The organism is Sphingomonas bisphenolicum, assembly GCF_024349785.1.
GTDB classification, from domain to species: Bacteria; Pseudomonadota; Alphaproteobacteria; order Sphingomonadales; family Sphingomonadaceae; genus Sphingobium; species Sphingobium bisphenolicum.
The window spans coordinates 2,188,811-2,210,841 of the sequence record NZ_AP018817.1 but is presented as its reverse complement, the minus strand read 5'-3'; the positions used below and the strand labels follow the sequence as shown (position 1 = coordinate 2,210,841).

Annotated in this window: 21 protein-coding genes; 11 read left to right on the top strand and 10 right to left on the bottom strand. The window is 65.9% G+C overall.

The window, feature by feature from the left end; translation table 11 throughout:
• The first annotated feature begins 11 nt into the window (after nucleotides 1-11).
• Genes SBA_RS10910 through SBA_RS10880 form a run of 7 tightly spaced genes read left to right on the top strand, consistent with a single transcriptional unit; the run spans nucleotide 12 to nucleotide 7,281 of the window.
• Nucleotides 12-818 carry an SDR family NAD(P)-dependent oxidoreductase gene (locus SBA_RS10910; RefSeq protein ID WP_261934437.1) on the top strand — a complete coding sequence of 269 codons (807 nt, stop codon included), beginning with the start codon at nucleotides 12-14 and terminating at the stop codon, nucleotides 816-818.
• Nucleotides 819-861: 43 nt separating this feature from the next.
• Nucleotides 862-3,210 (top strand): membrane-bound PQQ-dependent dehydrogenase, glucose/quinate/shikimate family, encoded by a 2,349-nt coding sequence (locus tag SBA_RS10905; RefSeq protein WP_261934436.1) that lies wholly within the window; start codon nucleotides 862-864, stop codon nucleotides 3,208-3,210.
• Entirely contained in the window at nucleotides 3,207-3,695 is a 489-nt protein-coding gene (locus SBA_RS10900; protein WP_261934435.1) for a 2,4'-dihydroxyacetophenone dioxygenase family protein, read from the top strand. Before SBA_RS10905 ends, SBA_RS10900 begins: the two co-directional genes overlap by 4 nt.
• Before the next feature lie 13 nt (nucleotides 3,696-3,708).
• Complete coding sequence (locus tag SBA_RS10895) at nucleotides 3,709-4,932, top strand: NADH:flavin oxidoreductase/NADH oxidase family protein (RefSeq protein WP_261934434.1); 1,224 nt, start codon at nucleotides 3,709-3,711, stop codon at nucleotides 4,930-4,932.
• A gap of 11 nt (nucleotides 4,933-4,943) precedes the next feature.
• A complete protein-coding gene (locus SBA_RS10890; protein ID WP_261934433.1) occupies nucleotides 4,944-5,687 on the top strand; it encodes an SDR family NAD(P)-dependent oxidoreductase in 744 nt (247 codons plus the stop codon).
• A 20-nt stretch (nucleotides 5,688-5,707) separates the two neighbouring features.
• A complete protein-coding gene (locus SBA_RS10885; RefSeq protein WP_261934432.1) occupies nucleotides 5,708-6,538 on the top strand; it encodes an alpha/beta fold hydrolase in 831 nt (276 codons plus the stop codon).
• Complete coding sequence (locus SBA_RS10880) at nucleotides 6,535-7,281, top strand: SDR family NAD(P)-dependent oxidoreductase (protein WP_261934431.1); 747 nt, start codon at nucleotides 6,535-6,537, stop codon at nucleotides 7,279-7,281. The genes SBA_RS10885 and SBA_RS10880 overlap by 4 nt, the downstream gene beginning before the upstream one ends.
• A gap of 17 nt (nucleotides 7,282-7,298) precedes the next feature.
• On the opposite strand, the gene SBA_RS10875 is transcribed toward SBA_RS10880, so the two are convergent.
• The 10 genes from SBA_RS10875 to SBA_RS10830 all read right to left on the bottom strand — a co-directional run bounded on the left by SBA_RS10875 (nucleotide 7,299) and on the right by SBA_RS10830 (nucleotide 17,109).
• On the bottom strand, nucleotides 7,299-7,817 hold the full coding sequence (locus SBA_RS10875; protein WP_261934430.1) for a nitroreductase family deazaflavin-dependent oxidoreductase: 519 nt from the start codon (nucleotides 7,815-7,817) through the stop codon (nucleotides 7,299-7,301).
• An 82-nt stretch (nucleotides 7,818-7,899) separates the two neighbouring features.
• Entirely contained in the window at nucleotides 7,900-9,357 is a 1,458-nt protein-coding gene (locus SBA_RS10870) for a pyruvate carboxylase (RefSeq protein ID WP_224545913.1), read from the bottom strand.
• Between the two features lie 57 nt (nucleotides 9,358-9,414).
• Nucleotides 9,415-9,897, bottom strand: a complete 483-nt coding sequence (locus SBA_RS10865) for an acetyl-CoA carboxylase biotin carboxyl carrier protein (RefSeq protein ID WP_261934429.1) — start codon at nucleotides 9,895-9,897, stop codon at nucleotides 9,415-9,417.
• 33 nt (nucleotides 9,898-9,930) lie between these two features.
• Nucleotides 9,931-11,055: an acyl-CoA dehydrogenase family protein gene (locus SBA_RS10860; RefSeq protein ID WP_224545909.1), complete on the bottom strand. Its 1,125-nt coding sequence runs from the start codon at nucleotides 11,053-11,055 to the stop codon at nucleotides 9,931-9,933.
• A gap of 11 nt (nucleotides 11,056-11,066) precedes the next feature.
• Complete coding sequence (locus SBA_RS10855; RefSeq protein ID WP_261934428.1) at nucleotides 11,067-12,257, bottom strand: acyl-CoA dehydrogenase; 1,191 nt, start codon at nucleotides 12,255-12,257, stop codon at nucleotides 11,067-11,069.
• A gap of 4 nt (nucleotides 12,258-12,261) precedes the next feature.
• On the bottom strand, nucleotides 12,262-13,059 hold the full coding sequence (locus SBA_RS10850) for an enoyl-CoA hydratase/isomerase family protein (protein WP_261934427.1): 798 nt from the start codon (nucleotides 13,057-13,059) through the stop codon (nucleotides 12,262-12,264).
• Nucleotides 13,060-13,068: 9 nt separating this feature from the next.
• The gene (locus SBA_RS10845) at nucleotides 13,069-13,902 is read right to left on the bottom strand and encodes an N-acyl homoserine lactonase family protein (RefSeq protein WP_261934426.1); all 834 of its coding nucleotides are present in this window, start codon (nucleotides 13,900-13,902) and stop codon (nucleotides 13,069-13,071) included.
• Nucleotides 13,899-14,825: an OB-fold nucleic acid binding domain-containing protein gene (locus tag SBA_RS10840; protein ID WP_224545902.1), complete on the bottom strand. Its 927-nt coding sequence runs from the start codon at nucleotides 14,823-14,825 to the stop codon at nucleotides 13,899-13,901. Before SBA_RS10840 ends, SBA_RS10845 begins: the two co-directional genes overlap by 4 nt.
• An 11-nt stretch (nucleotides 14,826-14,836) precedes the next feature.
• Nucleotides 14,837-15,988 (bottom strand): thiolase C-terminal domain-containing protein, encoded by a 1,152-nt coding sequence (locus tag SBA_RS10835; protein ID WP_224545900.1) that lies wholly within the window; start codon nucleotides 15,986-15,988, stop codon nucleotides 14,837-14,839.
• A gap of 2 nt (nucleotides 15,989-15,990) precedes the next feature.
• Nucleotides 15,991-17,109 (bottom strand): thiolase C-terminal domain-containing protein, encoded by a 1,119-nt coding sequence (locus SBA_RS10830; RefSeq protein ID WP_261934425.1) that lies wholly within the window; start codon nucleotides 17,107-17,109, stop codon nucleotides 15,991-15,993.
• Between the two features lie 240 nt (nucleotides 17,110-17,349).
• On the opposite strand from SBA_RS10830, the gene SBA_RS10825 reads away from it, so the two are divergent.
• From SBA_RS10825 to SBA_RS10810, 4 genes are read left to right on the top strand one after another with little or no spacing between them, the layout of a single operon-like run.
• Complete coding sequence (locus SBA_RS10825; RefSeq protein ID WP_261934424.1) at nucleotides 17,350-18,414, top strand: amidohydrolase family protein; 1,065 nt, start codon at nucleotides 17,350-17,352, stop codon at nucleotides 18,412-18,414.
• On the top strand, nucleotides 18,407-19,933 hold the full coding sequence (locus SBA_RS10820) for a class I adenylate-forming enzyme family protein (protein ID WP_261934423.1): 1,527 nt from the start codon (nucleotides 18,407-18,409) through the stop codon (nucleotides 19,931-19,933). Before SBA_RS10825 ends, SBA_RS10820 begins: the two co-directional genes overlap by 8 nt.
• Before the next feature lie 3 nt (nucleotides 19,934-19,936).
• Nucleotides 19,937-20,809 carry an alpha/beta fold hydrolase gene (locus tag SBA_RS10815; RefSeq protein ID WP_261934422.1) on the top strand — a complete coding sequence of 291 codons (873 nt, stop codon included), beginning with the start codon at nucleotides 19,937-19,939 and terminating at the stop codon, nucleotides 20,807-20,809.
• A 13-nt stretch (nucleotides 20,810-20,822) separates the two neighbouring features.
• Entirely contained in the window at nucleotides 20,823-22,025 is a 1,203-nt protein-coding gene (locus SBA_RS10810; RefSeq protein ID WP_224545891.1) for an acetyl-CoA C-acyltransferase, read from the top strand.
• Nucleotides 22,026-22,031: the final 6 nt, after the last annotated feature.

Below are 22,031 nucleotides of genomic sequence, written 5' to 3'. Positions count from 1 at the left end.
GGGAGAGGTATATGACACAGCCATTCGACGGCAAGGTCGCGCTTGTGACAGGCGGCGCTTCCGGCATCGGCGCAGCGTTCGCCCGCACCATCGTGCGCGACGGCGGCCGCATCGCGATCGCCGATCTCAACGAGGATATGGGCCAGGCTCTGGTCGCCGAACTCGGCGCGGGCAAGGCCAGCTTCACCCGCACCGACGTATCGCAGCAGGACGATGTCATCGCCTTCGTCGACGGGGCAGCGGCACATTTCGGCCGGATCGACATGCTGTTCAACAATGCCGGCATCGGCGGCATGGGCACGACGCTCGATCTCGATGCCGCAACCTTCCGGCGGGTGATGGAGGTCGATCTCTATTCGGTCTTCTACGGCTGCAAGGCGGCGCTGCCGCACATGTTGCGCAACGGATCGGGGGCGATCGTCAACAACGCCTCCATTTCCGGCATGCTCGGCGATTTCGGCATGACCGCCTACAACACGGCGAAGGGCGGTGTGATCAACTATACGCGCGCACTGGCGATGGACATGGCCAAGTCCGGCATCCGCGTGAACGCTATCTGCCCCGGCTGCGTGGACACGCCGCTGTTCGCAGGGCTTAAGGCGGCCGAAAGTGTGTTCGACAATTTCATCCGCGCCGTTCCGATGACCCGGATCGGCCAGCCGGAAGAGATTGCCGAGGTGGTCGCCTTCCTGGCGTCGGACAAGGCGTCCTACATGACCGGCGCGGTAATCCCGGTCGATGGGGGGATCACCGCCACCTCCGGCTTCCCGGATCTGGCGCCCTTCATGGAGATATTACAAAAAGGCTTCAACGCATGACGGCCGGGCCTGCAATCGGCACTGCGGAGCGAACGCCCCGGCCATGATCTGGCTGGTCCGCCTCCTCGCCGCGTTGCTGCTGCTCGTCGGCATCGCCGTGGCCCTCGGCGGCGCCTGGCTGGCGTGGCTGGGCGGATCGCCTTATTATCTGCCGGGCGGCGTCGCCGTGGCGTTCTGCGGCTATTGGCTGTGCCGCGGCGACCGCCGGGCCGGCTGGCTCTACGCACTGTTCCTGACGGTGACGATCCTGTGGGCCTTATGGGAAGTCGGCTTCGACGGCTGGCAGCTCACCGCCCGTATCGTCGGCCCTGCGCTGTTCGGCCTTCCTTTCCTGTTGCCGTTCGTCCGCCGCCGGATCGGCCGTGGCGCGCTGGCCGCGGGGCTGGCGGGCCTTGCCGGATGCCTGCTGATCCTGGGTTGCGCGCTCCGGTCGCCAATGGAGATCGCGGCGGAGGGAGGCCGGATGACAACGCCGATCGCCCTATCCGGCGATCCCGGCCAATGGCCGTCCTGGGGCCGCGACGATGCCGGCACACGCTTTTCGCCGCTGACGCAAATTACCCCGGCCAATGTCGAGAAGCTCCAGCTCGCCTGGACTTTCGACACCGGCCACGACCCGATGAGCGCCCCTGTCCCCAGCCCGCTGCAATCCACGCCACTGATGGTGGACGACAAGCTGCTGCTCTGCACCCAGACCAATATCGTCTTCGCGCTCGACCCGGAAACCGGCAAGCCGCTCTGGCGCTTCGACCCGAAGGTCGATGCCAAAGGCGGTTCGGCGGTGCGCACCTGCCGCGGCGTCGCCTATCATGACGGCAGCAATGCTGCTCCTGCTACCTGCCCCCGCCGCGTCATCACCGCGACCTATGGGGCGCAGCTCATCGCGCTCGACAGCGCCACAGGACGACCCTGCCCCGGTTTCGGCCAGAGCGGCTTCGTCGATCTGAATCAAGGCATGGGCCGCACCGCGCCCGGCCTCTACTATATCAGCTCCGCGCCGGTGATTGTCGGCGACGTCATCGTGTTGGGCGGCTGGGTCGCGGACAATGTCAGCACGGACGAGCCATCGGGTGTGGTGCGCGGTTACGATGTCATCACCGGCGCGCTGCGCTGGGCCTGGGATATGGGGAATCCCAATAATGCGCACGGTCCGCCGGCCGGCCAGGCCTATACCCGCTCAACACCCAATAGCTGGGCGCCGATGAGCGTCGACGCGAAATTGCGCCTTGTCTTCGTTCCAACCGGCAATGCGACCCCGGATCATTTCGGCGCCTATCGTTCCGCGCAAAGTGAAAAATATAGCAGCTCCGTCGTCGCGCTGGATGCTGGAACCGGCGCGGTGCGGTGGTCCTTCCAGACCACGCATCACGACCTGTGGGACTATGACGTCGCGTCACAGCCGACCCTGATCGACCTCCCGGTGCCCGGCGGGGCGGTCCCTGCGCTGGTACAGCCGACCAAGCGCGGCGAATTGTTCCTGCTCGACCGCCGCACCGGCAAGCCGCTGGCCGACGTCCGCGAACGGCCCGCGCCGCAGGCGGGCAAGGTGCCGGAAGAACGCCTATCCCCCACTCAGCCCTTCTCCGTCGGCATGCCCTCGCTTGCGGGCGATCGGATCAGCGAGCGTGACATGTGGGGCATCACCCCGATCGACCAGCTCTGGTGTCGCATCCATTTCCGCAAGCTGCGTTATGACGGCCCCAACACGCCGCCGGGCCTGACCGAATCCCTGCTCTATCCCAGCCTGGGCGGCGGCATGAACTGGAGCGGCGTGTCCTATGATCCCGACCGGCGCCTGCTGCTGGTCAACAGCATCTATTACCCCACGCTGATGCAACTGGTCCCGCGCGCCACGGTCGGTGGCGGCGCGAAGGGACCGGGCGCCAGCCACAATGCCACCGATTTCGCCGCGCCCCTGCCGATGGCCGGCACCCCTTATGGCGCCCGACTGCGTGGCTTCACCAGCCCGCTCGGCACGCTATGCCTGGCGCCGCCCTATGGCCGTATGACCGCGATCGACATGACGACGCGCACAATCGCCTGGCAGCGGCCCGTGGGCACGGTGCAGGACAGCGGTCCGCTGGGACTGGAGATCGGCCTGCCGATCCGCATGGGTATGCCCGGCTTCGGCGGCACGCTCGTCACGCGCAGTGGCCTCACCTTCTTCGGCGGCCTCAAGGAACGCGCCTTCCGCGCCTTCGCGACGGATACGGGCAAGGAACTCTGGTCGGTGCGCATGCCCGCCAGCGGCAACGCCAATCCCATGACCTATGTCGGCCCCCGCAGCGGACGGCAGTTCGTGGTCATCGCCGCCACTGGCCACGTCACGTCACAATCCTTCCCGCTCGGCCGTACCTTCCACGCCTATGCGCTGCCACAGGAGGGCAAATGACGCATGACCATCCCGCCGGATCGTTCCGGCACAGCGAATTGCTGCTGGAAACCAGCAGTCAGGACGACCGCTTATGGGTGCCCGCAGCGATGGACCGCGTGTGGATGCGCCCGCTGATGTTCGACACTGTGTCGGGCGCCTGGGCCAATGTCACACGCATTCGGACGGAAGGAAAAATCAGCCGCCACGCCCATGCCTGCCCGGTCCAGGCCTATGTCCTGTCAGGCCAGTGGCGTTATCGCGAGCGCGAGTGGATCGCGAGCGCCGGCCACTATCTGCTCGAGCCGGCGGGCGACACCCATACGCTGATCGGTCTGCCCGGCGGATCGGAAACCCTGTTCTGGATCGCCGGATCGCTGATCGAACTGGACGATGACAACCGGCCCGTCGGCCAGTCCAACGTCTTCACCCGCATCGAACAGAGCGCCGCCCATTTCGAAAAGGTCGGCCTCGGCCGCGACTATGTCCGCCGTTACATCCGCTAGGGAAGAAAAGATCATGCCCCCCGCCCTGACCGACCCGTTGACGCTGCCCTGCGGCGCCGTGCTCAAGAACCGCATCGTCAAAGGCGCGATGACCGAAGGCATCGGCACGCCGGACAATCGCGCGACCGCCGATCATGCCGCGCTCTACGGTCGCTGGGCGCGGGGCGGCGCGGGGCTGCTACTGACCGGCAATGTGCAGATCGATCGCCGCTTCGTCGAGCGGCCCGGCAATGTCGCGATCGACGACAATGGCGGGCTGGAGCTGCTCGCCGCCTATGCCGCTGCCGGACGGGAGAATGGCACCCATATCTGGATGCAGATCAACCATCCCGGTCGCCAGGCGGGCGCGTCGCCCGAGACCTTCGTCGCGCCGTCGGCCATGCCATTGGTCGGCGGCACGGGCATGTGTCGTGCGCTGAGCGTCGCGGAAATCCACGATATCCAGCGCCGCTTCGTCCATGTCGCGGTCACCGCCCGCGAAACCGGCTTTACCGGCGTGCAGGTCCATGCCGCGCATGGCTATCTCCTGTCCCAATTCCTCAGCCCGCTGACCAACCAGCGCGACGATGATTGGGGCGGCAGCCTGGAAAACCGCGCACGCCTGCTGCTCGACATCGTCACCGCCATCCGCACCGCGACCGGCCCGGATTTCCCGGTCTCGGTTAAACTCAACAGCGCCGATTTCCAGAAGGGCGGCCTCACCGAAGAGGAATCGGTCCAGATCGTCCACTGGCTTTGCGCGGCTGGCATCGACCTGCTGGAGATTTCCGGCGGCAGCTATGAATCGCAGGTCATGGTCGGTCGCGAACGGGATGGCACGTTGCGCAAGAAAGCCTCCACCCTGGCGCGCGAAGCCTATTTCCTCGATTTCGCCGCGCGGTTGCGCCCGCATGTATCCGTGCCGCTCGCCGTCACCGGCGGTTTCCGAAGCCGCGCCGCGATGACGCAATCGCTGAAGACAGGCGCGCTCGACGCGATCGGCATCGCCCGCCCGCTCTGCCTAGACGCCGGCCTTATCGACGATCTGCTCGGCGGCCGGATCGACCGCCTCCCCTCCCCCGACGATCTGCCGGGCACGGAGGCGCAGGCGACCATCGCCTATTATTTCAATCAGATCCGCCATCTGGCGACCGGCGACGCGATCGAGACGGACATCGACTGGCAGGCCCAGCTCGACGCGCACAGCGCCTATGACGCGGCTCTCACTGAACGCTATCTCGCGACCTTCGCTTCATGACGGGCCGCCCTTTGATCGACCTAGAAGGCCGCCACATCGCCATCGTCGGCGCGGCGGGCGAACTGGGTGCGGCCATGGCCGCATTGCTGCTCGACCTGGGCGCACGGGTCGTCGCCATCGACCACGACGCGGCCGCCCTTCAAGCCATGTCCGGCCCATCGAACCTGCACATCATCGTCGCCGACGTCACGGACGAGGCCGCAATGGCCCGAGCCTTCGAGGCGCTGAAGGCTCCGCTCGACGGCCTCGTCAACGGCGCAGGCATAGAGAATGCGGCGACCCCGCTCGATGCGCTCGACACCGCGCTCTTCCGCCGTGTGATGGACGTCAACGTCACCGGCGTTTTCCTGGGCATGAAGCATGGCGTGCCCCATATGCGCACGCCCGGCGGATCGATCGTCAACATCGCCAGCACCGGCGGCATCAAGGGCGCGGCGGGCATGAGCGCCTATGTCGCCAGCAAGCATGCCGTGATCGGCCTTACCCGCTGCGCCGCGATCGACTACGGCCCCATAGGACTGCGCGTCAACGCGCTCTGCCCCGGCCCGCTCGACGGGCGAATGATCGACGCGATCATGGGCAGCAGGCCGGGCGAACCGTCCGACCGGGCGAAGGCCCGCATGGCGGCGATCCCCAGCCGCCGCTTCGGCGCGATGGCGGAGGTCGCGCAGGCAACCGCCTATCTGCTGTCCGACGCTGCCACCTTTGTAAATGGCGCCTGTCACATGGTGGACGGCGGCATATCGGCGATATGATGCGATCGGGAGAGCGCGACATGCACACATTATCCTTGCCCACAGGCGCGACCATCGCGTTCGACGACAGCGGTGGCGGCAACAGCGGCGATGGGGGCACCGCCATCCTTTTCAGCCACGGCTATATGATGAACCGGTCGATGTTCGCGCCCCAGATCGACCATTTCGCCGGCCGCTGGCGCTGCATCGCCTGGGACGCGCGGGCGCATGGGGACACGGTCTGGGAAGGGCCGTTCGACTATTGGGATTCCGCGCGCGACATGCTGGCGATGATGGATGCGCTGGCCCTCGACAAAGTGATCCATGTCGGCATGAGCCAGGGTGGGCTGGTCGGGATGCGCGCCGCCCTGCTCGCGCCGGAGCGTTTCCACGGCCTCGTCCAGCTTTCGACGCAGGCGGGCGAGGCGCCCAAGAGCGACGACGACACATTTCCCCGCCAAATCGCCGACTGGATCGCCAATGGTCCCGACCCGGAAAAACTCGCTTTTCTCGGCGGTTTCATCCTGGGGCCGGGTGTCGATCACGCCCCATGGCACGAAGCCTGGTCGCGCGTGACAAAGACGCAAGTGCGCGACGCCACCGGCGCGCTGGCATCGATCGATCCGCTGTTTCACAGGCTGCGCGACGTCACCATGCCGGTCGCGGTGATCCACGGCCTCGCCGACTTGGCCACCTCGCACGAACTGGGACTGCTAACGGCGCAGGGCGTCCCCGATCCGCGCGTTGTTACGCTCGTGCCGGGCGGCCCCCATGCGGTAAACCTCAGCAATCCGCGGCGGGTGAACCGGGCGATCGAGGACTTCATCCTCGAACTGGCCAGCGAAGATCCAACAATAAGGCAAAAGACATGACTGCAATCGATCTGAAGGACAAGGTCGCCCTGGTCACGGGCGGCGCATCGGGCATCGGCAAGGCCTGCGTCGAGGCGCTGCTCGCCGCGGGCGCCAGGGTGGTGATCGCCGACCTCGATGGCGACGCGGCGCGGGCGCTGGCTGTCACACTCGGCCCGAATGTCGCTGGCACGGCGGCCGATACGACGGACGAGGCATCCTGTTTCGCCATGGTGGACTTCGCCCGGCAGCAGTTCGGCGCGCTTCATATCGCCGTCAACAATGCCGGCGTCACCAGCACGCATACGCCGATCAGCGAACTCGCCCTCGCCGAATGGCGGCGCGTCGCATCGGTCAATATGGACGGCGTGTTCCTGAGCCTGAAGGCCGAAATCCCGGCGATGCGGGATGCCGGCGGTGGCGCGGTGGTGAATATCGGCTCGGTCATGTCCGCCGTCGCGGCGGCCGGCGCGTCCGCCTACACCACCTGCAAGCACGCCATCGTCGGCCTGACCAAGGCCGCCGCGCTGGAAGGTGCGCCGATGGGCATCCGCGTCAACGCGGTCGGTCCGGGCTATGTGGAAACGCCGCTGCTGCAACAGGCGACGCGCGACCGGATGGCGGAGATCGCGGCCCTGCACGCCCTCGGCCGCATCGCCCAGCCGGAGGAGATCGCCGCCGCCGTCTGTTTCCTGGTCTCGCCGCTCGCCAGCTTCATGACCGGCACCTATTATCCCGTCGATGGCGGCTATCTGGCGCGTTGACACGCCAGCGACCGATCCTACAGGCGCACGCCTTCGGGCAGGTCGAGCGCGATGATCGGTATCTCGCGCCGGCAACGCTGCTGATATTCGATCTGGGCGGGCTGTTCGCGCGAGATATGGTCCCAATAGGCCGCCCGCGCCTCGCCCGTGATGACGCGGGCGACAGCGGACGAGCCGTTTGCGCCGACCTGGATGCGGCAAGCGTTATTCGCCATCAGGTTGAGATACCAGCTCGGCGGCTCCTCGGTCCCGCCGCGCGACGCGACGATCAATATGTCGCCGTTGAACCGGTAATATTGCAGCGCCGTATTGCGCCAGACGCCGCTCTTGTGACCCAGATGGTGGAGCAGCAGGCAGGCGACCGCGCCCCCAGGCGTGCCGATCACGATCGGGTCCCAATAATGGGCGGCCACGGGATCTGACAGATAGAGCTGCCGGTGTTTTTCCAGTTCGTCCTTCACCAGATTGGGCAAGTCCTTGAATTCGTCCTTGGCCAGATCCTTCGCGCGGATCGCGTCCATCTTTTCCGAAGTCATCTCATGCTCCTTGATGAAGAGGCGGTTCGGCGCCCGATAGGAAGGATCGGACCCGGATTTGCGAATTAATCAGCGCTGGCCTTCACTCTCTCCGCAGGCTGAGGTTGAGGCCGGCGGACTTCAACTCCACCACCGGCATGGTGGCGACCTGCATCAGCTTGCGCATCTGTTCCAGTTCGGGCGACGACAGCAGCGGATAGTCGCGGCGCACCGGCCCGGTCGCACGCATCTTGTCGATGTCCGCCTGCGGCACGGTGGCACGCAGGATCAGTTCGTCCTCGTCGTCCGTGCCATATTGCTTCTTCAGCTCGGCCAGGTCCGGATCAGGCGGCGGATTGTCCAGCACTTCCTTCGCCCGCGCGCTGCCCATGATGCGGTCCAGCACATTGGCGTCGATCGGCGCGACCGTCTCGCCATAGAAGCCGGCGGCATATTGCACGACCTCGTCGGGCACGGTGCCATAACGCTCGCCGGTGACGATGTTCAGCACCGCCTGGATGCCGACCAACTGGCTGAACGGCGTCGCCATGCCGGGATAGCCCAGATCCTTGCGCACCGCCGCGACTTCGGCCAGCACGTCGCCGATCCGGTCGGTCATATTGTGCATGGCCAGTTGCGCCTTGAACGTGCCCATCATCCCGCCGGGAATCTGGTGCTCGATCGAGAAAATGTCATATTCGGCATATTGGTCGACCAGGAAGCCCGCCGCCTTGCCAACGGCGCGGAAATGATCGGCCACCGGCTGGAACAGGCTCGTATCCAGATTATGGGTATGCCCCTTCAATTCGATATTGCGCACCATCGTCTCGGTCGCGGGCACGGACGGGCCGTTCGCCATCGGCTTGCTGGCGGTGTGGAGGACGGACACGCCCAGGTCCACCGCATCCAGATAGGCCTTGGCGGTCTGGCCCAGCAGATTGTTGGCGTGGAATTCGATCGGCTTGCCATTGGCTGCCGCGACGATGCCAGGCATCAGGGTCTGGAGCCGCTCCTTCTCCAGCACGCCGGCCGTGTCGTACAGCAGGATGCTGTCCACGTCGGGACTCGCGGCCAGCACGCGCACCTTTTCCGCATAATAGGCGTCGGTATGGACGGGCGAGAGCGCAAACATGACGGCGGCCGCCACCCAGGCGTCGCTTTCCTTGGCAACCTTGGCCAGGCGCAGCATATTGTCGAAGCCGAACAACACGTCATAGATCCAGAAGGACCGCACGCCATGCGCGCACAGGCGCCGGACCCACAGGTCCATCAGCGCGCGCGGGCTGACGCTGAAAGTGACATTGGCGTTGGAGCGCAGCCCGGCCCGCAACGGCGTGTTGGGCATGGAAGCGACCAGCAGGTCCAGACCCTCCCAATAATTTTCCTGGCAATAGCGGGTCAGCACGTCGAGCATGCCGCCGCCGGTCAGGTCGATGGTCTTGAAGCCCGTCCTGTCGATCAGCGGCGACACCGGCAGCGCCATGCCCGCGCGCATCCGCAGGCCCCACAGGCTCTGCTGCCCGTCGCGCATCGTTTCGTCGAGAAATTCGATATGAGCCATTTACTTATACTCTCCCGCGGCCGTCCGGCGCGTCTTTCAGAATGTTGGGGTGCAGACCTAGTCGCACGCGATGTAGAAGAGCGGCTGTCCGCCCTCGACCAGATCGGCGTCGGCCACGGCGACGTGCTGGAGCGTTCCGGCTATCCCCGCCTTGACCGACGTAAAGAGCTTCATCACCTCGATCAGGCAGAGTTCGGTATGCGCCTCTACCCGCTGCCCGACCTCCACGAAGGGCGGGGAGCCTGGCTTGGGCGACCGGTAGAAGGTGCCCAGATTGGGCGCCTTCACCGCGGTCCAGGCGGGATCGATCGGCCCGGCACTGGCGCCCGCTCCGACGGGTTCCGGTGCGGCTGGCGCGGGCGCAACAGGCGGCACCGCAACCGGCATCGCCGCCTGTTGCGCCCCGTCCAGCGACAGCGTCGCCTTGTCCTTCGACAACAGCAGGCTGATTGCGCCGCTTTCGACCCGCAACTCGGTCCAGCCGCCGGCCTTGAACAGGTCGGCCAGTATTTCGATGTCACGCAGCAATTGTTCGCTCATCCGGTCCATACCATGTGATGAAGGGCCTGATCGTCAGGCCGCCTGGGCTTTGTCGCCGACCGCCTGCGCAGCCAGCGTTTCCACCATGATCCGCTCATAATGCCAGACATGATTGCCAAAGCCATGCTCCAGCACCTTTGCCCGGCGTAAAAAGCGGTGCAGTCCCAATTCCCAGGTGAAGCCCATGCCGCCATGGATTTGCACCGTTTCGTTGCAGACATCGCGCGCGACTTCGCCGCAATAAGCCTTGGCCATCGACGCCGCGCGGCTGCGATCGGGGTCATTTTCTGCGGCGGTCCAGAAGGCGTAATAAGCAGCCGACCGCCCCGCCTCGACGGCCACCGCCATGTCGGCGCAGCGGTGCTTGATCGACTGGAATGCCCCGATCGGCTGGCCGAACTGCACCCGCGTCTTGGCATAGTCCACCGATGCGTCCAGCATCCTTGCGGCCATGCCCATCGCCATGCCTGCATAGACGATGGCGGCGGCGTCCATTAGGCGGGGAACGACGTCGCCCGATCCCGCATGGCCGACCAGCGCCCCGTCCATCAATGCGGCGCCGTCCAGCGTCACTTCGCACAGCCCGCTCGACGGATCGATATCGGCATGGCGGCGGATCGACACCCCGCGCGCATCGCGCGCGACCAGGAGAAGGCCAATGCGACCATCGATGCGCGCCAGCACCAGCAGCAGGTCGGCGACATCCGCATCGGGCACCAATATCTTCGATCCGGTCACGCCATTGCCGCCCATCACGGTTTGCACCGCATCGGGGTCATAGCCCTGACCATTCTCCAGCATAGCCAGCGCGATGCGCAACTCGCCCGTGGCGATGCGCGGCAGCAGCGACGCCTGCTGCGCCGCGGTGCCTGCGCGCACGATGATGTCAGTCGCGATCAGGGTGGACGCGGCGATCGGCGGCGCAAGACCCGCGCCCAGCGCCTCGATTGCCAGTGCGACGTCGACCAGCGTCAGCCCCACCCCGCCATGCGCCTCCGGCACCAGCAGGGCGAACAGGCCAAGGTCCGCCAGCGCCTGCCAGACCGCCGGATCGCGTGCTTCGGCCGGGTCGGGGCCGGTCAGTGCCGGGAAGTCGGCCAGCAAGGCGGCGACCGTTTCCCCCAGGCTCTTCTGTTCTTCGTTGAAGCCGAAATTCATGGGCCGTCCCCCTAACGCGGCAGGCCGAGCATACGCTCGCCGATGATGTTACGCTGGATTTCCGACGACCCGGAATAGATGGTGAAGGCCTTGGACTGGAGGTAGCTCAGCTGGAACCGCCCGCCGCCCGCGCTCAAAGGATCGGGCGCGGCGATCGGCGCCGTCGGCCCCAATATGTCCATCGCCGCCTCGTACATATTCTGCGCCGCATGACTCCAGTAGAGCTTGATGATCGATGCGTCCGGCCCCCGGTCGTCGCCGTTCAGATATTTGCTGAAGGTCCGCACCGCATTCAGGCGCATGATCTCGACCTCGGTGATGGAGCGCGCCAGCTTCTGCCGCACGATCGGATCGTCGATCAGCTTGGCGCCGCCCCGCGGCGTCGCGGCGACCGTGCCGACCAGCTTTTCCAGTTCCTGGCTGAAGCGGATCTGGCGACCCAGCGCATCTTCCGGCCCCCGCTCATAGGCCAGCGTCGTCATCGCGATCCGCCACCCGTCGTTGATGTCGCCGACGATATTGTCCACCGGCACCTCGACATCGTCGAAGAAGGTCTCGTTGAATTCGCACTCGCCCGATATCTGCCGCAGCGGACGGATCGAGATGCCGGGGCTCTTCATGTCGATCAACAGGAAGCTGAGGCCCTTATGCTTGGGCGCGTCGGGGTCCGTCCGCACCAGCGCGAAGCACCATTGCGAATATTGCGCGAAGCTGGTCCAGATTTTCTGTCCGTTGACGATGAACTTGTCGCCCCGCCGCTCGGCCCGCGTGCGCACCGACGCCAGGTCGGACCCGGCATTGGGCTCCGAAAAGCCCTGGCACCACACATCCTCCGACGACAGGATGCGGGGCAGGAAATATTTCTTCTGCGCCTCCGTCCCGTGCCGCAGGATCGTCGACCCGGCCAGGTTATGGCCGATGATGTTCAGCCCCTCGGGCGCCCCCACCCGCGCCATCTCCTCGGCAAAAATCGCCCGCTCGACCAGCGTGGCGCCGCGCCCGCCATATTCGACCGGCCAGTTGATCCCGCTCCAGCCACCCGAATGCAGCTTGCGCTCCCAGGCCAGACGGAACATCGCCCGCTCGTCCTCGTCTTCCGGTTCGAACACCGTCTCGCCCCAGCCCGGCGGCAGGGCGTCCGCCAGCCAGGCGCGCAGGTCTGCGCGAAACCTTTCTTCCTGCGGGCTGTAGCTGAAGTCCATGATTTCAGCCCCTTGCTGCGGCTGCGGCGAAATCGGGCGCGCGCTTTTCGCGGAATGCCTGCACGCCCTCCTCATATTCCGGGGTCAGATAGGCGACGGTCTGCGCATAGCTTTCATATTCCAGCATCTGGTCGAGCGTGGAATTGCTGGCCTTGTTGAGCAGCGTCTTGGTCATGCCGATCGCGGTTGGCGATCCTGCGGTGATCTTGGCCGCAATGGCGCGGGCGCGCTCCAGCAGTTCGTCATGCGGCACCACATGATTGACGATGCCCAGGTCTGCCGCTTCCTGCGCCGACACCTTGCGGGCGGTATAGCAAAGCTCCTTGGCCTTGTTGATGCCGATCACCCTGCCGAGCAGGTAGAGGCCGCCCAGGTCCGGGACCAGCCCAACGCGCGCGAAGGCCTGGATGAAGCTCGCATTCTCGCTCGCCACGATGAAGTCGCAGGCGAGCGCGATGTTGAACCCCGCCCCGGCCGCTGCGCCATTGACCGCCGCGATCACCGGCTTTTCGATGCGGAACAACGGCTCCAATATATCCTTCAAGATCCAGCGATGCCGCGCGCGGCGTTGCAGCGGCGTCATGTCGTCCTTGCGCGCCTTGAGGTCCGCGCCGGCGCAGAAACCGCGCCCCGCGCCGGTCAGGATGATGCAGCCAACGTCCCGGTACGCCGCGACCTTGCCCAGCAAATCCTGCAATTCCTGATAGAGTTCGTCGGTCGTCGCGTTCATCGCGTCGGGCCGGTTCAGCGTGATCGTCGCGATCCGGTCGCTGACATCGTAGAGCAGATTATTATAGGCCATGGGGCATCCTCATGCGGAAGCGGCCGGCTCGGGCGGTTCATGCGCCAGGTCGCCGTCGGTGGAATCGGGGATCGCGAACCATTCGTCGGGAATGTTGCGCGGAATGCGGAAGTCGTGGGCGGGGATGACGATGTCGCTATTATCCTGCACGCGGCGCATAGCGCGCTGCCAGTCGCGCTCGCTCTCGCTGCGGATATTGCCCGTCAGATAGGCGCCGGTCAGTGACCGTTGCGGATGACTGGTCGCCCGCGGGTCGGCCGGGAACCAGTAGCGATAATGGTCGCCCAGGTCCGACACGATCGCCGCCTTGCCCTTGGCGGTATCGACGATGACGACCTGCATCCCCTCGGTATGGCTGGGGACCCACAGCAGGCGGATACCGGGAAAAAGCTGATGGTCGCCATCCAGCAGCATCAATTGCGCCGGCCGCTTGCGCGCCATCAGATTGTCGAGCGTAGAGCGCCAGTAGAAGACCCGTTGAGAGGGCACCGGATCGACCGCCGCCAGCATCTCGGCCCGCTGCACCACGATGCAGGCATCGGGGAACAGGTCCAGATTGTCGGCATGATCGAAATGCATGTGGGTCAGCACGACATGGCTGATATCGGACGGCGTCAGCCCCTCCGCCGCGAGCGCCGCGACCAGCGCCGGATGACCGCCGCCGGTGCCCTGCACCCGCAACCGCTTGTGGATGGTCGGGATGTCGGCCATCCCGCTATCCACCAGGATGGTGCGGCCATCCCCCCGGACCAGCCAGCAATGCACCGGATCGCGCATCACCGATCCGCCATGCGGCAGATACAGCTCGCCCAGCCGGAGGGAGGTGATGCGATAGTGGCTCACCCCTCGATAACCTCGAAGCGTTCGATGTCGGACACGCGGCCCTTGCGCTCGCCCTGGGTCCAGACCGCGCGGACGCGGGTGCCCGGCTTGATCTTCTCCTTGGCCTCTTCCAGGCTGTCGATCTCGATCACGTGGATCATGCGGGTCGACGCACCGTCCAGCACGATCTCCGCATAGACATAGGGCACCTTGCGGGTCTGGCCATAGACTTCCATGTTGATGATGGAACAGCCGCGGATGGTCCCGGTGTCGGCGCACGCCTTCCAGGTGCCGGTGCGGCTGTGGGTGACGTCGTCAATCTCGCGCGGGGGCAGCAAAGCGACGTCGCTGCCGGGCGAGCGCACGCCCATGAAGCGACCATTTTCCCGGATCTCGTCGAACATGCGGCCATAATAGGGGCCATAGGCATGTTCATAATCGAGCTTCATCGCGTAGGGGATGACGCCCAGCGGCTCTTCCGTCCCGGCCAGCGCCTTGACCGCGCCGACCGGGGCGTCGGGCGCGATCCGGAAGCCCTTGATAGCCAGAACGGACTGTTCGACGCTGTCGTCCCATTCCGCCTCGACCCGCTGGCCTATCGCAATATCATCCAGTTCGGCCAGGATGCGGTGCGGAAAATCATTGTCGCAGCCGTCGAGGCGGATGAAGCCGATCACCTGCCCGTCGACACGGGTGAAGGCGGTCAGCACACCGGTGTGCGGCGCTTCGACAAAGGCTTCGGGCTCCTCTCCGCCGGTGGAGGAGAAATCCTGCGCGGGCGCGACCACCTGTCCGGAGGCGAAGCGCGAGGCGATGATCCGGCGGTTCTTCACCTCCGCCAGGAACGTGCCCGCCGCGCGGCCGGGCGTCAGCGTATAGGGCAGGTTGATCTCGCTGTGGAAAGTCGGCAGGTCGATCGGATAACTGTCCGGTGCGGAAAACATCGTGTCTCTCCTTATGCGCTCAGAACGGCGCAACCGCGCAGATTGGCCCAACCGCCACCCGACTGCACGAGGGCGGTCTTGGCGTCCTTGATCTGGTGGCTTTCATTCTTGCCCATGACCTGCGTCGCCGCCTCGATCAGGCGGATCACGCCGACCGCGCCGATGGGGTTCGCCCCCATGCAGCCGCCCGACGGATTCACGGGGATGTCGCCGTCCAGCTGCGTCGCGCCGGACGCGATCAGCTCGGCCGCCTGTCCCGGCGGGCAAAGCCCTAGGCTCTCATAGTAGTTCAGCTCGAAGCAGCTATAGGGCTCCTGCACCTCCACCACGTCGAACTGCCGTCGCGGATTGGTGATACCGGCGGCGCGGTAGACCTGGCGACTGGCGATCGCCAGCGGCTCCGACAGCATCAGCGACCGTTCGGGCGCATTGTCCGCTTCGCAGCAATAGGCCATCCCCCGAATCCAGGCGGGACGGCTGGTCGAATGGTGCGCCATCTTCTCGGAAGACAGCACGATCGCAGCGGCGCCATCCGAAATGGGCGGCACGTCGAGCAGTTTGATCGGCCAGCAGAGCGGCTTGGAATTGAGGACGTCGTCGACCGACACTTCCTTCTTCACATGCGCATAGGGGTTGGCGATCGCATTCTTGCGGTTCTTCGCCGCGACCATCGCCGCCGCTTCCTCCGTATGGCCCAGCACATCCATGCGCGCGCGCCAGTAGGCGGCGGAAAAGCCCATGATGCCGACCGCGAATTCCCGGCCCCAGAAGGGATCGTAGAGGGTGGAGATCGAATATTGCAGCTGCCCCTCGGACAGCTTGTCATAGGCGACGACCAACGTGCGCTCGGAAAAGCCGCCCGCGACCTGATAATAGCCGGCCAGCGCCCCGGCGAAGCCCGCTCCGCCGCCGCTGGTCAGGCGGACCACCGACTTGCCCTGCGCGCCGATCGCATCGACCACCCATTTTTCCGGCTGGTTCACCGCGGCGAACAGCACCGGGCCGGTGGCGACGACGACGGTGTCGATATCCTCCATGCTCAGCTTGGCGTCCGCGAGCGCGCGGTCCACCGCTTCGCGCACCAGACCCGCCTGGCTGACATCGGTCCGGCGGCGGGCATGATGGGTCTGTCCGACCCCTACTATTCCAACATGACGGCCCATGATCAAACCTCGAGAGTGAAAACGCAGTTGTTCTGCATGCCGACGCCGCCGGCGCCGTGGACGATGGCGCGGCGCGGAGTGCCGCCGCTGGACGTTTCAGGCTGGCTCAGTTGCCGGCTGGCTTCCGCCAGTCGGACGAGGCCGGTCGCCATGATCGGATCGGCCGGCAAGGCGCCGCCCGACCGGTTGATCGCGACCTTGCCGTCGCGCGCGGCCGACAGGCCCTTGCCCGCTTCCGCCAGTCCCAGCGCCTCGATCGCCAGCAATTCGCCGATCACCGACGATCCGCTGATTTCGGCAATGTCCGCATCCGCCGACGCCCAGCCGGCATTGCGGTAAGCCATGGCGGCGGCCGTGGCGGCGGACGACAGTCGGCCGGCCTCGCGCGCGGCGACGCTATGCGTATCCATCGATGTGCCCATGCCGGTGATGAAGGCCGGATTGCGGCTCACCCGCCGGGCAATGTCTTCCCGTGCGATCAGCACGGCGACGGCGCCGTCGACCGGCCGGGCGAACATCAGTTCGGTGAGCGGAGCCGCCCCCTCCTTCGCAGCCAATATGGCGTCGGCGTCGGGCAGGTCATCGATCGACACCTTGCCGGACGCCGCAGCGGCCGCCCAGCGGTCTGCGACCAGATCGGCCAGATCGCGGCTCGAAAGGCCGCTGTCGGCCAGATAACGCTGCGCCATGATGCCGTTCGCGGCACGCTGGCCGAAGCCGACCGGACGCTGGTAGAAAGGCTCCACCTGCGCATTCCAGTACAGATCGACATTGGATTCCGACGGCTTGGAGTAAGCGACGATCAAGCCGACCGAGGACGAGCCGGAGCGGATCTTGTTCACGCCGTAAAGCGCCGCCCACAGCCCGTCTTCCTCGACCCGCGCCTCTTCCTTGTGATGCGCGCCGAGCGCACCGAGGAAACCACAGTTGGAAATGGACCGGCCGTCGAGCACGTCGCTGCCGGAATCGATGATGAAATCCACATCATCGATCGTCAGGCCTGAACCCTTGAATACCGACGTGACCACCGAAGAGATCAGATCGATATGCTGGGCATTGTTCCAGGCAGGTCGAAATTCTGTCTGGGCGGTCGCAACGACCCCCACCTTGCTTAGTGCCATCAGTGCATTCCTCATCCCAGCACCATTCCCATGCTTGAAGCGGTGAACGGCGTTGTAGCCCTGGTTATGCCGCCATCAACGTCCTAGTCAAGATAATTCGACGATTAGTCGGATTTTGACGATGGGAAGGAGAATGCCCTATTCCGGGCGAAATTGTAGATTATGAGGATGGAATAAGGAGATTGCTTTTTGCTTTTATCCGAAACATTATCGGGCAAAGCAAGAATGGAGAGGCAGGATATGGGTTTGGACGTGACGGGCCGCTATCGCTATCCGACGCCAAATCCGGCGTGGCTGGCCCGCGCCCGCGAAGAGGCGATTGATCCCGACCTGCCGATCATAGACCCGCATCATCACCTGTGGGTGGAATCGGGCGTCCCTTATCTGCTCGATGAGCTGCTGGCCGATCTGGGCGAAGGCCACCGGATCGACGCGACCGTCTTCGTCCAGGCCCATTATGCCTATCGCACCAAGGGGGAGGCCGATCTCGCGCCTGTTGGCGAAACGGAAGCGGTCGCCGCCATCGCCGCGGAAGCCTCGCGGCGCGGCGCGTCAACCATGATCGCCGCGGGCATCGTCGCCCATGCCAACTTGATGCTGGGCGACGCGGTGGAAGAGGTGCTGGCCGCCCATGCTGACGCCGCCGACGGCCGGCTGCGCGGTATCCGCCACTCCGTTTCCCGCGACGAACTGTTTCCCAACGGCATCGTGCTGCGCCCTTCCCCCGCAGGGATGCTGGCCGACCCGGCCTATCGCGCGGGGCTCGCGCGGGTGCAGGCGGCGGGCATCGCCTATGACGCGATGCTCTATCATCGGCAGATCCCCGAACTGACGGCGCTTGCCCGAGCCATGCCCGACCTGCCCATCATCCTCGACCATATCGGCTGCATCATCGGCGTCGGGCCTTATGAAGGGCGCGCGGAGGAGAATTTCCAGCAATGGTCGCACGACATGGCTGGCCTCGCCCGCTGCCCCAATGTTCGCGTCAAGATCGGCGGCTTCGGGATGATCATCTGCGGCGCGCGCTGGCACGAACGCGACGCGCCGCCATCCTCGATCGAACTGGCCGACGCATGGCGGCCCACTGTCGAACGCTGCATCGACTTGTTCGGCGCGGATCGCTGCATGTTCGAAAGCAATTTCCCGGTCGACAAGGCGATGTATTGCTACGCCACGCTCTGGAACGCCTTCAAGCGGCTGGCCGCCGGCGCCAGCGACACGGAAAAACACGCCCTGTTCGCCGGCACGGCGACCGCCAGCTACGGGCTGTCCTTACCCGCCCTGGCCGAGGCGAGCCATGGCTAATCGCGCCGCCCGCCTCTTTCACCTAGCCGCCGAATCGCCCGACCGGACGGCGCTGCTCTTCGAGGGCGCGACGCACAGCTTCGCCAGGCTGGCGCAGGGCGTGCAGGCGATGGCCGGCGGCCTTGCCGCGCTGGGTATCGGCCATGGCGACCATGTCGGGCTGCTGCTGCGCGCCTCGCCCGACTTCATTCTGGTCCAGCAGGCATTGTTCGCGCTCGGCGCGGTGGTGACGCCGATCAACATCCTCTATCGCGCGGGCGAAATCCATCATGCCGTCGCCTGCTGCGCGCTCGATCATATCGTCACTGCCCGCGACCTCGCCGATGCGCTGGACGCGGACATGGGTTGCGCGATGATCTTGCTGGACGCGCCAGCGGATGGCGCGAACAGCCGGTCGCTGCCGCTCGCGATCGAGCAGGCCTCGCCCCTTCCCGCGCCCGTCCCGCTCCAGCCGGAGGACATGGCCATGCTCCTCCTCACCAGCGCCACCACCGGCAAGGCCAAGGGCGTCATGCTGTCCGCCGGCAATCTCGCCGCCAATTATGACAGCACGCCGGGCTGGCTGGGGCTGGACGGCGACAGCGTCATCCTGTGCGCCCTGCCGCTCTACAACACGTTCGGCCTCAACCAGTGCATCAACGCGATGCTGGTGACCGGCTGCACGCTGGTCCTCCACGCGCGCTTCGACGCAGGCGCCTGCATCGACGCCATCGCCGCGCATCGCTGCACCTTCCTGCCCGCCGTCCCGACGATGCTGCAAAAAATCCTCGATCATCCTTCCGCCAACCGTGATTCGCTCGGTTCGCTCCGCACGATCATGACCGGCGGCGCGCCAGTGCCCTCCGCCCTCCTCCAGCGGCTGCTCGCCGTGGCCCCCAACGTCCGGCTGCTCACCGGATACGGCCTCACCGAAGCGACGGCACTCGTCACCCTGACGCAGGTCCGGCTCGGCGATCATGGCGGGATGGAGCGGGAACGCACCATCGGCCGCGTGCTGGACGGCATGGACCTCGCCATCGTCGACGATACTGGCGCGCCTTGCCCGGTCGGCGCCAGCGGAGAAATCATCGTGCGCGGACCGAACATCATGGCGGGCTATTATCGCGCGCCGCTCGACAGTGCGATGGCGCTGCGCGACGGCTGGCTGCGGACCGGCGACATCGGCCATCTCGACGCGGACGGCTATGCCTATATCGTCGATCGCAAGAAGGACGTCATCATCCGCGGCGGCCAGAATATCTACCCCGCCGACATAGAGGAAATTCTCTACCAGATACCCGGCGTGGCGGAAGCCGCGGTGATCGCCCGCGAAGACACGATGCTGGGCGAAGTTCCGGTCGCCTTCGTCGCGCTCCAGCCCGGCCGTCGACCTACCCCCGATCAGATGCTCGCGCATTGCCGCACGCATCTGGCCGCTTACAAGGTGCCCGCCGCGATCACCCTGTTGGACGAGTTGCCCAAGGGGCCGACCGGCAAAATCCTGCGCCGCGCGTTGCGCGCCCAGCCGGTCGCCGGCTGACCCATGATCGCACCGGATTCCACCTTCGTCGACATTTGCGGATCGCGCCGCCATGTCCTGACATGGGGCGATCCGGCTAATCCCGCCGCGCTCATGGTCCACGGCCTGCTCGACCACGCCCATAATTGGGACTGGATCGCCAGCGCCCTTGCCGATCGCTATCATGTCGTGGCCATCGACCTGCGCGGCCATGGCGACAGCGACTGGACCGGGCGCGGCTCCTACGCCCTGTCCAACCATGTCATCGACATTGCCGATTGCGTCCATGCGCTCGGCCTGTCCGACATCCATCTCGTCGGCCATTCCATGGGCGGCCACATCGCCCTGCGTTTCGCTGCCACCTTCCCCGAACGGGTGCGATCGCTCTGCAGCATCGAGGGAGTCGAGCTGCCGATCATCCGCGATCAGGCGAAAGCGTCCAAACCCTATCCCACCCGCCTGCGCCAATGGATCGACGGGCAGCGTCGCGACCGGCAGCGCACGCCCCGTATCTATGCCGACGTTGCGGAGGCGGCGGCGCGGATGGCCGCGCATAATCCCGGGATGGACGCAGAAACCATCGCCCACCTCGCTTATCATGGCGTCACCCGGACCGCCGACGGCGGCTGGCGCTGGAAATATGACGACGCCTGTCGCGATCGTGCCCCCTACGATGCCCATGGCGTCGATCTGGACGAGATATTGGCGGCTATCGCCTGCCCCACCTTGCTTGCCTATGGCGGGGAAAGCTGGATTCCCGAACCCGCAGCCGACCGGCTCGACCGCATCGCCGACCATCGCCTGGTCCGCTTCCCCGGCGCCAGCCACTGGCTGCACCATCAGTCTCGCGCCGCCTTTCTGGCCGCGCTCACCGATTTCCTCGAAACCATCCGCTGAAAAGAGAATGTCCATGCGTGAAGCTGCCATTGTTTCCACCGCTCGCACCCCCGTCGCCAAGGCGACGCGCGGCGCCTTCAACGATACCGACGCCCCGGCGCTGGCGGGCCATGCCGTCAACGCCGCCATCGCCCGCGCGGGCATCGACCCCGCCCGGATCGACGACGTCATCTTCGGCGCGGGCTCGCAATGGGGCGATCAGGGCTTCAACATCGGCCGCACCACCGTGTTCGCCGCCGGCCTGCCCGATTCGATCCCCGGCGCGTCGGTCGACCGCAAATGCGCCGGCGGCCTCACCGCGCTCGCTTTCGCGGCGCGCGGCATCATCGCCGGCGACATGGACGTTGCCGTTGCGGGCGGCGTCGAATCGATCACCCACACGCGCGACTATGCCCCCACCCATCGCGCCCGCCCGGCGGCCGTGCTGGACCGCAAGCCCCACGCCTATATGGCGATGATCGAGACGGCGGAGATCGTCGCGGACCGGTACGGCATCAGCCGGGAGGCGCAGGACGAGATCGCCGCCATCAGCCACCAGCGCGCCGCCGCCGCCGTCGCGGCCGGCCGCTTCACGGACGAGATCGCGCCGATCACCGTCACCAAGAATATCGTCGAGAAGGACGGCAGCATGTCGGGCACCGAAACGCTGATGCTGTCGGTGGACGAAGGCATCCGCGCCGACACCACGGCGGAGGGTCTTGCCCGGCTGAAGCCGGTCTGGCGCGACGGCCAGATCGTGAAGGAAGGCAAGTTCGTGACCGCCGGCAATGCCAGCCAGCTATCGGACGGCGCCTCCGCCCAGATAGTGATGGACCATGCGACGGCGAAGGCGGAGGGGCGCGAGATACTGGGCCTCTATCGCGGCTTCCAGTCGGCTGGCTGTCCCCCGGAAGAGATGGGCATTGGTCCGATCTTCGCCATTCCCAAGTTGCTGGATCGCGCCGGCCTGAAGGTCGAGGATATCGGCCTGTGGGAAATCAACGAGGCTTTCGCCAGCCAATATCTCTATTGCCGCGATTTTCTGGGCATCGATCCGGAAAAGATCAACGTCAATGGCGGCGGCATCGCGCTCGGCCATCCCTTCGGCATGACCGGCAGCCGCATCGCCGGCCATGCACTGATCGAGGCGCGTCGGCGAGGCGTGCGCTGGGCGGTGGTCTCCATGTGCGTGGCGGGCGGCATGGGGTCGGCCGGCCTGTTCGAAATTCCGGGCTGAGGCGGC

What these genes read in the sequence shown, in the direction of transcription:
- SBA_RS10910 (WP_261934437.1), top strand. Translation starts at nt 12, where the DNA reads ATGACACAGCCATTCGACGGCAAGGTCGCGCTTGTGACAGGCGGCGCT.
- SBA_RS10905 (WP_261934436.1), top strand. Translation starts at nt 862, where the DNA reads ATGATCTGGCTGGTCCGCCTCCTCGCCGCGTTGCTGCTGCTCGTCGGC.
- SBA_RS10900 (WP_261934435.1), top strand. Translation starts at nt 3,207, where the DNA reads ATGACGCATGACCATCCCGCCGGATCGTTCCGGCACAGCGAATTGCTG.
- SBA_RS10895 (WP_261934434.1), top strand. Translation starts at nt 3,709, where the DNA reads ATGCCCCCCGCCCTGACCGACCCGTTGACGCTGCCCTGCGGCGCCGTG.
- SBA_RS10885 (WP_261934432.1), top strand. Translation starts at nt 5,708, where the DNA reads ATGCACACATTATCCTTGCCCACAGGCGCGACCATCGCGTTCGACGAC.
- SBA_RS10880 (WP_261934431.1), top strand. Translation starts at nt 6,535, where the DNA reads ATGACTGCAATCGATCTGAAGGACAAGGTCGCCCTGGTCACGGGCGGC.
- SBA_RS10875 (WP_261934430.1), bottom strand. Translation starts at nt 7,817, where the DNA reads ATGACTTCGGAAAAGATGGACGCGATCCGCGCGAAGGATCTGGCCAAG.
- SBA_RS10870 (WP_224545913.1), bottom strand. Translation starts at nt 9,357, where the DNA reads ATGGCTCATATCGAATTTCTCGACGAAACGATGCGCGACGGGCAGCAG.
- SBA_RS10865 (WP_261934429.1), bottom strand. Translation starts at nt 9,897, where the DNA reads ATGAGCGAACAATTGCTGCGTGACATCGAAATACTGGCCGACCTGTTC.
- SBA_RS10860 (WP_224545909.1), bottom strand. Translation starts at nt 11,055, where the DNA reads ATGAATTTCGGCTTCAACGAAGAACAGAAGAGCCTGGGGGAAACGGTC.
- SBA_RS10855 (WP_261934428.1), bottom strand. Translation starts at nt 12,257, where the DNA reads ATGGACTTCAGCTACAGCCCGCAGGAAGAAAGGTTTCGCGCAGACCTG.
- SBA_RS10850 (WP_261934427.1), bottom strand. Translation starts at nt 13,059, where the DNA reads ATGGCCTATAATAATCTGCTCTACGATGTCAGCGACCGGATCGCGACG.
- SBA_RS10840 (WP_224545902.1), bottom strand. Translation starts at nt 14,825, where the DNA reads ATGTTTTCCGCACCGGACAGTTATCCGATCGACCTGCCGACTTTCCAC.
- SBA_RS10835 (WP_224545900.1), bottom strand. Translation starts at nt 15,988, where the DNA reads ATGGGCCGTCATGTTGGAATAGTAGGGGTCGGACAGACCCATCATGCC.
- SBA_RS10830 (WP_261934425.1), bottom strand. Translation starts at nt 17,109, where the DNA reads ATGGCACTAAGCAAGGTGGGGGTCGTTGCGACCGCCCAGACAGAATTT.
- SBA_RS10825 (WP_261934424.1), top strand. Translation starts at nt 17,350, where the DNA reads ATGGGTTTGGACGTGACGGGCCGCTATCGCTATCCGACGCCAAATCCG.
- SBA_RS10820 (WP_261934423.1), top strand. Translation starts at nt 18,407, where the DNA reads ATGGCTAATCGCGCCGCCCGCCTCTTTCACCTAGCCGCCGAATCGCCC.
- SBA_RS10815 (WP_261934422.1), top strand. Translation starts at nt 19,937, where the DNA reads ATGATCGCACCGGATTCCACCTTCGTCGACATTTGCGGATCGCGCCGC.
- SBA_RS10810 (WP_224545891.1), top strand. Translation starts at nt 20,823, where the DNA reads ATGCGTGAAGCTGCCATTGTTTCCACCGCTCGCACCCCCGTCGCCAAG.